Genomic DNA, 12,279 nt, shown 5'->3' on the forward strand with positions numbered 1-12,279 from the left:
GAGTCATGATGACCAAAGCGCTCGATTTTTCTACCGGTTACCCCTCAAGACGCCCGCCGATGATGGGCCATAACGCCGTCGCCACCTCCCAGCCGCTGGCGGCGCAGGCGGGGATGCGTATGTTGCAGCAGGGCGGAAACGCCGTGGATGCCGCCATCGCCACGGCGATCGCGCTGACGGTCGTGGAGCCGACCGGCTGCGGTATCGGCAGCGACGCCTTCGCCATCGTCTGGGACGGCAAAAAGCTGCACGGTCTTAACGCCTCCGGCCGCTCGCCTGCCAGCTGGCACGCGGATATGTTCGCCGGTAAAACGGCGGTGCCGGAGATCGGCTGGGATGCGGTAACGGTGCCGGGGGCGGTCTCCGGCTGGGTGGCGCTGGCGGAACGCTTCGGCACGCTGCCGCTCACCACGCTGGCGCAGCCTGCGATTGACTATGCCCGCCACGGCTTTCCTGTGTCGCCCCTGATCGGTCATCTCTGGGAGCGCGGCTACGCAAAGCTCAAGGATCAGCCCGGCTTCAGCGCCTGCTTTGCTCCCGAGGGACGCGCGCCGCGCATCGGCGAAATTTTCCGTAACCCGGCGCAGGCAACGACGCTGGAGCTTATCGCCAGAACCAACGGCGAAGCCTTCTATCACGGCGAGCTGGCGCAGAAGATCGCCGCCTTTGCGCGGGAGCATGGCGCGCACCTCACGCAGGAGGATCTGGCGAACCACCGGGCGGAGTGGGTGGAGCTATTATCCCGTGATTTCGCCGGCGGATCGGTACAGGAGCTGCCGCCGAACGGGCAGGGGATCGCCACGCTTATCGCCCTCGGTATTCTGGAGCAGTGCGGTATCGATCGTTACGATCCCGACTCCGTGCAGGCACTGCATCTCTCCATAGAGGCGATGAAGCTGGCGCTGGCGGATCTCGATCGCTACGTGGCGGATGAAGAGCATATGGAGTTTGCCGCCAGCACGCTGCTGAGTGATGAGTACCTTAAAACGCGCGCCGCGCTTATCGACCCGGATAACGCCTCTGACTTTACCTACGGCTCGCCCACTCAGAGCGGCACGGTCTATCTCTCCACCGCCGATGCCAGCGGTATGATGGTGTCGTTTATTCAGTCTAACTTTATGGGCTTTGGCTCCGGGGTGGTGGTACCGGATACCGGCATCAGCCTGCAAAACCGCGGCTGTGGCTTTGTACTCGATCCGAATCACCCGAACGCACTGGCGGGCAGCAAGCGTCCGTTCCATACCATTATTCCGGGCTTTGCGATGGACGGCAGCGGCCAGCCGCTGATGTCGTTTGGTGTTATGGGCGGGCCGATGCAGGCGCAGGGGCATATGCAGATGGCGCTGCGCGTGATGCTGCACGGGCAAAATCCCCAGGCGGCCATCGACGCTCCGCGCTGGCGGGTAGTGAAAGGCCGGGAGGTGATTGTTGAGTCAACCTTCGATCGGAACACCATCGCCGGGCTGCGCGCGCGCGGCCATACGATTGTGGTGGAAGATCCGTTACAGGAGTATAACTTCGGCGGCGCGCAGATAATTTATCGCATGCCGGAAGGACATTACGTCGCCGCAACCGAAAGTCGTAAAGACGGGCAGGCGCTGGTGAGTTAACAACATGCCCGGTGGCGCTTCGCTTACCGGGCATGCGATGTCACAAATTCCGCGATCCTGTAGGCCGGGTAAGGCGTAGCCGCTACCCGGCTTTTTTCAGCCAATGCGAAAGGGGTCCGCATCCTGCCAGGCCGGGAATTTCTCCCGATACTCCCGCAGCGCCGTAAGCGACAGCTCGGCGTCAATGCGCGTCGCCTGGTGCGGCTCGGCGCTGGCGATAATCTCCCCTTGCGGGTTGATCACCCGGCTGTCTCCCCGGTAGTGATGGCCGTTGCCGTCGGTACCCACGCGGTTACAGCCCGCCACATAGGCCTGATTTTCAATCGCGCGGGCCGCCAACAGCGTCTGCCAGTGCAGGGAGCGCGGCGCGGGCCAGTTGGCGACGTAGATCGCCAGATCGTAATCGTTGCGGTTGCGCGACCAGACCGGAAAGCGCAGGTCGTAGCAGACCAGCGGCAGAATGCGCCAGCCGCGCCACTCGCAGACGACGCGCTCGCGCCCCGCCTGGTAGTGGTGATGCTCATCCGCCATGCGGAACAGGTGGCGTTTGTCGTAAGAATGGACCTTGCCTTCCGGCTCCACCAGCAGAAAACGGTTTACCGCCCCATTCTCCCCCTGGAGGGCCGCGCTGCCCGCAATCAGCGCGTTAGTCTGCTGCGCTTTCGCCTGCATCCAGGCCACCACCTCCTGTTGAGGTAGCGACTCCGTGGCCGCCTCCATCGCAAAACCGGTGGTAAACATCTCCGGCAGGATAATCACGTCCCTGCCGGTTATCTCTTCAAGCTGGCGATCGAAATGGCGCAGGTTAGCGGGGCCATCCATCCACACCAGCGGCTGTTGCAACATCGTCATCTTCAAACCAGGCACAGTCAGACTCCTCACAGGACAGCATCTTGACACTGTAGCACGCCGGAAAGGGAAAATGTGGCAATAAAAAACCCCGCACGCGGCGGGGTTTATGGTGTGCTTATGCATCAGGCCGCTTCAGGCTTTCGCATCGTCTCCGGCAGCTTTACCGGCTGCGTACCCAGCGCGTCGGGTTCGAAGTCGTCAACGTTAATACTGCGCAGACGGCTCGCTTCCGCTTTCACCAGCAGGTCCGCCTCGTCGTTAGTGATGATACCGCCCGCCAGCGCCTGGCTTGCCAGCTCATCCAGACGGGTAAACGGCAGGTTTTTGCCCAGCTGTTTGCAGATCTTCTGATGAATCGGATCGGCGGCCATCACGTCACGCAGCGCCTCTTCCAGCAGGCCGACCGGGTTATGCTCGCTCGGCTCCAGATACTGGCCGCGACCAATGCGGGAGCGCGTAGCGCACGGCACCTGCAGGATCTTCGCCACCTTGTGGTCCAGCTTGTCGGACGGCGCAAGATAGTGGCGACCGGTAGGGAAGATGGTCGCTCGCAGGAGGCCTGCCACGGCGCGGTTCGGGAAGTTCGCCAGCAGATCGTCAATCGCCTGCTCCGCCTGCCAGAGCGCATCCTGCACGCCCCAGTGAACCAGCGGCAGATCCGCCTCATGACGGCCCTCATCGTCGTAGCGCTTCAGGGTCGCGGAGGCGAGGAAGAGCTGGCTTAACACATCCCCCAGACGGGCGGAGATACGCTCGCGACGCTTCAGGCTGCCGCCCAGTACCGCCATCGAGACGTCTGACAGCATCGCCAGGTTCGCGCTCAGGCGGTTCAGGTGCTGGTAGTAACGTTTGGTGGCATCGCCGGTCGGCGTGGCGCTGGTGAGGCCGCGCGTCAGGCCGAGCCAGAAGCTGCGTACCGCGTTGCTACCCACATGGCCGATATGTTTGAACAGCAGTTTATCGAAGGCGTTAGCGTCGTTATTTTGCGCGGCGGCCATCTCTTCCAGTACATAAGGATGGCAGCGAATCGCCCCCTGACCGAAGATCATCATGCTGCGGGTGAGGATGTTCGCCCCTTCCACGGTGATGGCAATCGGTGCGCCCTGGTAGCTGCGCGCCAGGAAGTTGCCTTCGCCAAGCATGATCCCTTTACCGCCTGCGATATCCATCGCGTCAATAATGGAGCGCTGGGCGCGGTGGGTACAGTGATACTTCACAATCGCGGAGAGGACGGCCGGCTTCTCGCCCAGCATAATGCCGTAGGTGATAAGCGATGCGGCGGCGTCCATCACGTAGGCGTTGCCCCCGATACGCGCCAGCGGCTCCTCGATACCCTCCATCTTGCCGATGGAGATTTTGAACTGACGGCGGATATGGGCGTAAGCGCCAATGCCCAGCGCCACCGACTTCAGGCCGCCGGTAGAGTTTGATGGCAGGGTAATACCGCGACCGACGGAGAGGCACTCCACCAGCATACGCCAGCCCTGACCGGCCATTTTCGGCCCGCCGATGATGTAGTCGATCGGCACAAAAATATCCTGGCCACGGGTCGGTCCGTTCTGGAACGGAACGTTCAGCGGGAAGTGGCGACGGCCAATCTCAACGCCCGGTGTGGAAGTAGGGATCAGCGCACAGGTGATACCCAGATTCTCCTCGCCGCCCAGCAGTCTGTCGGGATCGGAGAGCTTAAACGCCAGCCCCAGCACGGTGGCGACAGGCGCCAGGGTAATGTAACGCTTGTTCCAGGTCAGGCGCATGCCCAGTACCTGCTGGCCCTGCCAGTCGCCCATGCAGACCACGCCGGTATCCGGAATAGCGCCCGCATCGGAACCCGCTTCCGGGCTGGTCAGCGCAAAGCAGGGGATCTCCTGCCCACGCGCCAGGCGCGGCAGGTAGTGATTTTTCTGTTCGTCAGTACCGTAGTGTTGCAGCAGTTCGCCCGGCCCTAAGGAGTTCGGTACACCCACGGTGATCGCCAGGATGCCGGAGACGCCCGCCAGTTTTTGCAGGACGCGCGCCTGGGCATACGCGGAAAACTCCAGCCCGCCATACTCTTTCTTGATGATCATCGCAAAGAAGCGATGCTCTTTTAAGAATGCCCACAGCTCCGGCGGCAGATCGGCCATCTCGTGGGTGATCTGGTAATCGTTCGCCATGCGGCAGGCTTCTTCTACCGGGCCGTCAATGAACGCCTGTTCTTCAGCGGTCAGGCGCGGCTGCGGGTAGTTATGCAGCTTTTTCCAGTCCGGGTTGCCCTGGAACAGATCGCCTTCCCACCAGGTGGTGCCCGCATCAATCGCCTCTTTTTCGGTGCGCGACATGGGCGGCATCACCTTACGGAAGCTGCGAAACACCGGCACGGAAATCATCGATTTACGCATCGGCGTGAGGTTAAACGGCAGCAGGATAATCGCCAGCGGCAGCAGTACCCAGATATTCCAGATGCCTGCAAAACCGAGCGCGGCGGTCCACGCCAGTAAAATCAGGCTGCTCAATGGCAAACTGACGCGATGATAAAACAGCGCGCCGAGCAGAATGACGGTTGCGACAATACTCAAAATCATCATAAAGAAAAGCTCCCTTGCTTGTAGGAGGTCTGACCACTTGTGATGATATGGTTGTAGTGGATGTTATTTCCTTTAGCAATGTGTTTACAAAATAATTACAACACGGTTCACATTGTTTAAATTTAAAGCGGCACGAAAAAACAAAACCCCGGGGGATTTGCATGGCTTTAGCTTCTCGCTTTTACCGCTATCCGGTAAACTGCCGGGGTTATCTCATCAATACTGAAGGATTATCCTCATGTACCAGGATCTTATTCGTAACGAACTGAACGAAGCGGCAGAAACACTGGCAAACTTTCTGAAAGATGATGCCAATATTCACGCCATTCAGCGCGCGGCGGTCCTGCTGGCGGACAGTTTCAAAGCCGGCGGAAAAGTGCTCTCCTGCGGCAACGGCGGTTCCCACTGCGACGCGATGCATTTTGCCGAGGAGCTGACGGGGCGCTATCGCGAAAACCGTCCGGGCTATCCGGCGATTGCGATTTCCGACGTGAGCCACATCTCCTGCGTGAGTAATGACTTCGGGTACGATTATGTCTTTTCCCGCTACGTGGAAGCGGTAGGCCGTGAAGGGGACGTGCTGCTCGGTATCTCCACCTCCGGCAACTCCGGCAACGTGATCAAAGCGATTGAAGCGGCGCGCGAGAAAGGCATGAAGGTCATCACCCTGACCGGGAAAGATGGCGGCAAAATGGCGGGTACCGCCGATGTGGAAATTCGCGTTCCACACTTTGGCTACGCCGACCGTATTCAGGAGATCCATATCAAGGTGATCCATATCCTGATCCAGCTCATCGAAAAAGAGATGGTTAAGTAAGATTTCGTCGGGGGCGTAAGCCCCCGCTGTTGTGGAGGTGAACGATGTGCGAACTGCTCGGGATGAGCGCCAATGTACCTACCGATATCTGCTTTAGCTTTACCGGGCTGGTACAGCGCGGCGGGGGAACCGGGCCGCATAAAGATGGCTGGGGCATCACCTTCTACGAAGGCAAAGGTTGCCGCACGTTTAAAGATCCGCAACCCAGCTTTAACTCTCCCATCGCCAGGCTCGTGCAGGATTATCCCATCAAATCCTGCTCGGTAATCGCCCATATCCGCCAGGCGAATCGCGGCGAAGTGGCGCTGGAAAACACCCATCCTTTTACCCGCGAGCTGTGGGGGCGCAACTGGACCTACGCGCACAACGGGCAGCTGACGGGCTATAAATCGCTCGAGACCGGCAACTTCCGCCCGGTGGGCGAAACTGACAGTGAAAAGGCGTTTTGCTGGCTGCTGCACAAGCTGACCGAGCGTTACCCGCGCACCCCGGGCAACATGACGGCGGTGTTTCGGTATATCGGCTCGTTAGCCTGCGAACTGCGGGAGAAAGGGGTCTTTAATATGCTGCTGTCGGACGGGCGTTACGTGATGGCGTTTTGCTCCACCAACCTCTTCTGGATCACCCGTCGCGCGCCGTTTGGGGTTGCCAAGCTGCTGGATCAGGATGTGGAGATCGACTTTCAGACCGAAACCACACCCAACGATGTGGTCACGGTCATTGCCACCCAGCCGCTGACGGGCAATGAAACCTGGCAAAAGATTATGCCAGGCGAGTGGGCCTTATTTTGTCTCGGGGAGCGTATAGTTTGACGCCAGCTGTGGATGGACCACCTCGTGGCTCAGCGGCTTGCTGACGACGTAGCGACCATCCACCACCGAAACGACTGGCGGCTTATGGGTCTGCTCAAAGTAGTCATAACCCGGCTTTAACTGCTTCCAGAAATCGGCGTAGTACGAGAACTTGTGGCGCTGCATATTGGCGTCGGTCATGCGGAACGGATAGATGCTCACCTGCACGTAAGGCTGGCCGAACACCAGCGCGCCGGTGACAAACTGGAAAATCTCATCAATGCCGCTGTCGGTCATGGCGTAACAGCCCACCGAGACGCAGGCGCCGTGGATCATCAGGTACTTGCCGTCATAGCCGTGCGCGCGATCGTACGCGTTGGGAAAACCAATATTAATGGCTTTATAAAAGCGGCTGTCGGGCTTGAGCTGGCTGCGCTGGACGGTATAAAACCCTTCCGGGCTTTTGAAGTCCCCCTGGCGCTGTTTCGGGCCGAGACCGCCGGAGTAATTACAGATTTTATAGCTGTCGAGCAGCTGATAGTTTTCGCCCATCTTCACATAGAGATCGAGCGTGCGTTCTTCTTTAAAGATCTGGATGTAGACCTGAGAGCCCATCAACTGCTGCTTATATTCTTTGCTGACCGGCGTGGTAGGGCTGTTACTGCTGAGCAGCCCGGCAAATGAAACGCACGGAATCAGAAGCATCGCAATGAACAATGCGATTTTGCGCATACAACGTGTTCCTTGATAAAACGTTACTAACTTGCCAGGACGGCAAAAGAGACCCGAAATCAGACTAATCTGGATTAGGAGCGCTCACATTAGCATCAATAAAGTTTTTCGCAAGTTCCAGCGACAGAGTTTACAAAATAGTTTTCTCTGTATACCCCATTTCGCGTCCGCTGACTGTAAGAACTTTGCGTAATAGCTCGCATTTTGGCGCCAGCCGCGGCGGTTTACATGCCGTCTGGCTGGCAAAAATGGTACACTGTGCGCCTTCTGTTTTGTCGTTTATGGATGCTTGCTAACCACATGTTTAGAATCAAAAAAGGACTTGATCTACCGATCGCGGGCCAGCCTGAACAGCTTCTCTCCCCGGGCGCCAGCATTCGCCATGTCGCCATCCTCGGCGACGATTACGTCGGTATGCGTCCTTCCATGCTGGTGCAGGAAGGAGAGCGCGTTGTACGCGGTCAGCCGCTTTTTGAGGATAAAAAAAATCCCGGCGTCCTCTTTACCGCGCCCGCCAGCGGAATGGTAACGGCGATTCATCGCGGCGAGCGCCGGGTGCTACAGTCGGTAGTGATCCGCATCGAAGGGGATGAGCAGCGTGAGTTTACCCGCTACGCGCCCGAAGAGCTGATCTCCCTCAGCCGGGAGACGGTGCAGGCCCAGCTGCTGGCCTCCGGCCTCTGGACGGCGCTGCGCACAAGGCCTTTCAGCAAAACGCCGGTACCCGGAACGACGCCTGCCGCGATCTTTGTAACCGCCATGGACACCCATCCGCTGAGCGCCGATCCGCAGCCCATTATTCATGCGCAGCGCCCGGCGTTTGACGCGGGGCTGAGCGTGCTGACGCGCCTCACCGAGGGTAAAGTGCACGTCTGCCAGGCGAGCGGCGGCAGGCTCGGCGGCCATCCGCTGGGGCAGGTGGCTTACAATGAGTTCTCAGGCCCGCATCCGGCGGGGCTGGTGGGCACACATATCCATTTTCTTGAGCCGGTGAGCCTCGCAAAGCAGGTCTGGCATCTCAACTATCAGGATGTGATTGCCATCGGCAAGCTCTTTACGACCGGGGTGCTCTGTACTGAAAGGGTGGTGGCCCTCGGCGGCCCGCAGGCCGCGCATCCGCGCCTGGTTCGTACGCTTGTCGGCGCGGATATTAATGAACTGCTCGCTGGCGAAACGCTGGCCGGTGAAAACCGCCTGATTTCCGGCTCGGTACTTAGCGGCAGACAGGCGACCGGCGCGCTGGCCTACCTGGGGCGCTTCCATCTGCAGGTGAGCGTCCTGCGCGAAGGGCGTGAAAAAGAGCTGTTCGGCTGGGTAACGCCGGGCAAAGAGAAGTTCTCCGTGACGCGCACCACGCTTGGCCATTTCCTGCGCCATAAGCTCTTTAACTTTTCGACCAGCACCCACGGCGGCGCGCGGTCGATGGTGCCTATCGGCAGCTATGAGCGCGTGATGCCGCTCGACATCCTGCCGACCATGCTGCTGCGCGACCTGCTGGCTGGCGATACCGACGGCGCGCAGGCGCTCGGTTGCCTTGAGCTGGATGAAGAGGATCTGGCGCTCTGTACCTACGTCTGCCCGGGCAAATATGAATATGGTCCCGTGCTACGCGACATCTTAACCCGCATTGAGCAGGAAGGATAAATGATGGGTTTGAAACATCTCTTTGAAAAAATGGAGCCGCATTTTACCGAGGGTAAGCTGAAAAAGTACCACCCCCTGTATGAAGCGGCGGTAACCATCTTTTATACGCCAGGGCAGGTCACCACCGGCGCGGCGCACGTGCGTGACGCCATCGATCTGAAGCGCATGATGATCCTCGTCTGGTTTGCGGTATTCCCCGCCATGTTCTGGGGAATGTACAACGTGGGGCAGCAAACCCTCCCGGCGCTGCATCACCTTTATCAGGGCGAGCAGCTTGCGCAGGTGATTGACGCTAACTGGCACTACCGTCTGGCGCAGATGCTGGGGGTCAGCTTCGCGCCGGACGCGGGCTGGCTCAGTATGATGACGCTGGGCGCGGTCTGGTTCGTGCCGATCTACCTGACGGTCTTTATCGTGGGCGGCTTCTGGGAAGTACTCTTCGCCATTATCCGCAAGCATGAAATCAACGAAGGGTTCTTTGTCACCTCTATCCTCTTTGCCCTGATTGTGCCGCCGACGCTGCCGCTGTGGCAGGCGGCGCTGGGCATCAGTTTCGGCGTGGTGATGGCGAAAGAGATCTTCGGCGGGACGGGGCGCAACTTCCTTAACCCGGCGCTGGCCGGACGCGCGTTCCTGTTCTTTGCCTATCCGGCGCAAATCTCAGGCGACCTTGTCTGGACCGCCGCCGACGGCTTTTCCGGCGCCACTCCGCTCTCTCAGTGGGCGGCGCACGGCGGCGAAACGCTGGTCAATAACGCCACCGGGCAGCCGGTCACCTGGCTCGATGCCTTTATCGGCAACGTGCCCGGCTCCATCGGCGAGGTGTCGACGCTAATGATCCTGATTGGCGGCGCCATCATTCTGTTTGGGCGCGTGGCGTCATGGCGGATCGTGGCGGGAGTGATGCTGGGCATGGTGCTGACCGCCACGCTCTTTAACCTCATTGGCTCCGCCACTAACCCGATGTTCTCCATGCCCTGGTACTGGCATCTGGTGCTGGGCGGCTTTGCCTTCGGCATGATGTTCATGGCCACCGACCCGGTTTCCGCCTCCTTTACCGACAAAGGCAAATGGTGCTACGGCGCGCTGATAGGGGTGATGTGCGTGCTGATCCGCGTGGTCAACCCGGCGTACCCGGAAGGGATGATGCTGGCCATTCTGTTTGCCAATCTCTTTGCACCACTGTTCGACTATCTGGTGGTGCGTGCCAACGTGAAACGGAGGAGAGCGCGTGGCTGACGTAAAAACCAATGACAGCATCGGCAAAACGCTGCTGGTGGTGCTCGTGCTCTGTCTGGTCTGCTCCGTTATCGTGGCGGGTTCTGCGGTGGGGTTAAAACCGCGCCAGCAGGAGCAGCGGGCGCTGGATAAGCAGCGCAACATCCTGGCGGTTGCAGGCCTGATGCCGCAGGCGATGAGCGCGGAAGAGGTGGCCAGCACCTTTGCTGAACGTATTACGCCGAAGCTGGTGGATCTGAAAACCGGCAAGCTGCTGGATAAAGACCCGGCAAGCTGGAATCAGGCGCTGGCGCTTAAAGATCCGGCGCTGAGCACCGAACTGACCGCCAGTGAAGATCCGGCCGGCATTAAGCGTCGCAGCAACGTGGCTGAAATCTATCTGGTGCGCGATGCGCAGCAGCGGGTTCAGGAGATGGTCCTGCCCATTTACGGCAACGGCCTGTGGTCGATGATGTACGCCTTTGTGGCGCTGGATACCGACGGACGCACCATCAAGGGCATCACCTACTATGACCAGGGCGAAACGCCGGGGCTCGGCGGTGAAGTGGAAAACCCGAACTGGCGGGCGCAGTTTGTTGGTAAAAAGGTGCTGGATGACCAGGGACAACCGGCGCTGAAGGTGGTGAAAGGCGGGGCGCATCCCGGCGATGAGTACGCCATTGACGGGCTGTCCGGCGCCACGCTCACCTCCAACGGGGTACAGCACAGTTTTGATTTCTGGATGGGCAAGCTCGGCTTTGGCCCATTCCTGAAAAAAGTACGTGAAGGAGAGCTGAACAATGGCTGACGCAGGCGAACTGAAAGAGGTCAAACGGGTACTGGTGGGGCCGCTGCTTGCCAACAACCCGATTACGCTGCAGGTACTTGGGGTCTGCTCCGCGCTGGCGGTCACCACCAAGCTGGAAACGGCGCTGGTCATGACCGTGGCGGTGACGCTGGTGACAGCATTTTCCAGCATGTTCATCTCCATGATTCGGCACCACATCCCCAACAGCGTGCGCATTATTGTGCAGATGGCGATCATCGCCTCGCTGGTAATTGTGGTCGATCAGCTGCTACGCGCCTACGCCTACGAGACCTCGAAACAGCTGTCGGTCTTTGTCGGGCTGATTATCACCAACTGTATCGTGATGGGCCGCGCGGAAGCCTACGCCATGAAGATGCCGCCCCTGGCGAGCTTTATGGATGGCATCGGCAACGGCCTGGGCTACGGCGTGATCCTGCTGACGGTAGGATTTTTGCGCGAGCTTATCGGCAGCGGCAAGCTGTTTGGCATCACGGTGCTGGATACCGTGCAGAACGGCGGTTGGTATCTGCCTAACGGCCTGTTCCTGCTGGCTCCCAGCGCCTTTTTCATTATCGGTTTGCTGATCTGGGCGATTCGCACCCTCAGGCCCGCACAGCAGGAAAAGGAGTAACCGATTGTGGCTCATTACCTGAGTTTATTTGTCCGCGCGGTGTTTGTTGAAAACATGGCGCTCGCCTTTTTCCTCGGCATGTGTACCTTTCTTGCCGTCTCGAAAAAGGTCTCGACGGCCTTTGGCCTTGGCGTAGCCGTCACCGTGGTGCTCGGCCTTTCAGTGCCAATTAACAACCTGGTCTTTAACTACGTGCTGCGCGACGGGGCGCTGGTGGATGGCGTCGATTTAAGTTTTCTGAACTTCATCACCTTTATCGGGGTGATTGCGGCGCTGGTGCAGATCCTGGAGATGATCCTCGACAGATACTTCCCGTCGCTCTACAACGCGCTGGGGATCTTCCTGCCGCTGATTGCGGTCAACTGCGCCATTTTCGGCGGGGTCTCCTTCATGGTGCAGCGCGACTACAACTTCAGTGAATCTATTGTCTACGGCTTTGGCTCCGGCATCGGCTGGATGCTGGCGATTGTCACTATGGCCGGGATCCGCGAAAAGATGAAATATGCCAACGTGCCGGCAGGGCTGCGCGGCCTGGGGATCACCTTTATCACCACCGGACTGATGGCGCTGGGCTTTATGTCCTTCTCCGGCGTGCAGCTGTAAGGGAAT

Annotated in this window: 11 protein-coding genes; 8 read left to right on the top strand and 3 right to left on the bottom strand. The window is 59.3% G+C overall.

The annotated features are described in order from the left end of the window. The first annotated feature begins 8 nt into the window (after positions 1–8). Positions 9–1,610 (top strand): gamma-glutamyltransferase family protein, encoded by a 1,602-nt coding sequence (locus BN3796_RS09455; RefSeq protein ID WP_061708102.1) that lies wholly within the window; start codon positions 9–11, stop codon positions 1,608–1,610. A 96-nt stretch (positions 1,611–1,706) separates the two neighbouring features. Here BN3796_RS09455 and BN3796_RS09460 read toward each other — a convergent pair whose 3' ends face one another. Then, positions 1,707–2,477: an amidohydrolase gene (locus BN3796_RS09460; RefSeq protein WP_061708103.1), complete on the bottom strand. Its 771-nt coding sequence runs from the start codon at positions 2,475–2,477 to the stop codon at positions 1,707–1,709. Positions 2,478–2,584: 107 nt separating this feature from the next. Further along, on the bottom strand, positions 2,585–5,029 hold the full coding sequence (gene fadE, locus BN3796_RS09465) for an acyl-CoA dehydrogenase FadE (protein WP_061708104.1): 2,445 nt from the start codon (positions 5,027–5,029) through the stop codon (positions 2,585–2,587). 238 nt (positions 5,030–5,267) lie between these two features. On the opposite strand from fadE, the gene lpcA reads away from it, so the two are divergent. After that, positions 5,268–5,846 (top strand): D-sedoheptulose 7-phosphate isomerase, encoded by a 579-nt coding sequence (gene lpcA / locus BN3796_RS09470; RefSeq protein ID WP_061708105.1) that lies wholly within the window; start codon positions 5,268–5,270, stop codon positions 5,844–5,846. A 44-nt stretch (positions 5,847–5,890) separates the two neighbouring features. After that, on the top strand, positions 5,891–6,658 hold the full coding sequence (locus tag BN3796_RS09475) for a class II glutamine amidotransferase (protein WP_061708106.1): 768 nt from the start codon (positions 5,891–5,893) through the stop codon (positions 6,656–6,658). Here BN3796_RS09475 and dpaA read toward each other — a convergent pair. Continuing rightward, positions 6,629–7,369, bottom strand: coding sequence for a peptidoglycan meso-diaminopimelic acid protein amidase (gene dpaA / locus BN3796_RS09480; RefSeq protein WP_061708107.1), 741 nt, complete (start codon positions 7,367–7,369; stop codon positions 6,629–6,631). The genes BN3796_RS09475 and dpaA overlap by 30 nt on opposite strands. A gap of 300 nt (positions 7,370–7,669) precedes the next feature. Here dpaA and BN3796_RS09485 point away from each other — a divergent pair, with 300 nt between their 5' ends. Genes BN3796_RS09485 through nqrE form a run of 5 tightly spaced genes read left to right on the top strand, consistent with a single transcriptional unit; the run spans position 7,670 to position 12,273 of the window. Continuing rightward, positions 7,670–9,013 (top strand): Na(+)-translocating NADH-quinone reductase subunit A, encoded by a 1,344-nt coding sequence (locus tag BN3796_RS09485; RefSeq protein WP_061708108.1) that lies wholly within the window; start codon positions 7,670–7,672, stop codon positions 9,011–9,013. A gap of 3 nt (positions 9,014–9,016) precedes the next feature. Continuing rightward, complete coding sequence (locus tag BN3796_RS09490; RefSeq protein ID WP_061708833.1) at positions 9,017–10,252, top strand: NADH:ubiquinone reductase (Na(+)-transporting) subunit B; 1,236 nt, start codon at positions 9,017–9,019, stop codon at positions 10,250–10,252. Continuing rightward, the gene (locus tag BN3796_RS09495; RefSeq protein WP_061708109.1) at positions 10,245–11,039 is read left to right on the top strand and encodes a Na(+)-translocating NADH-quinone reductase subunit C; all 795 of its coding nucleotides are present in this window, start codon (positions 10,245–10,247) and stop codon (positions 11,037–11,039) included. The genes BN3796_RS09490 and BN3796_RS09495 overlap by 8 nt, the downstream gene beginning before the upstream one ends. After that, complete coding sequence (locus BN3796_RS09500) at positions 11,032–11,670, top strand: NADH:ubiquinone reductase (Na(+)-transporting) subunit D (protein WP_061708110.1); 639 nt, start codon at positions 11,032–11,034, stop codon at positions 11,668–11,670. Before BN3796_RS09495 ends, BN3796_RS09500 begins: the two co-directional genes overlap by 8 nt. A 6-nt stretch (positions 11,671–11,676) precedes the next feature. Next, complete coding sequence (gene nqrE / locus BN3796_RS09505; protein WP_061708111.1) at positions 11,677–12,273, top strand: NADH:ubiquinone reductase (Na(+)-transporting) subunit E; 597 nt, start codon at positions 11,677–11,679, stop codon at positions 12,271–12,273. The last annotated feature ends 6 nt before the right edge of the window (positions 12,274–12,279 follow it).

Source organism: Pseudenterobacter timonensis (assembly GCF_900021175.1).
Classification (GTDB): domain Bacteria; phylum Pseudomonadota; class Gammaproteobacteria; order Enterobacterales; family Enterobacteriaceae; genus Enterobacter; species Enterobacter timonensis.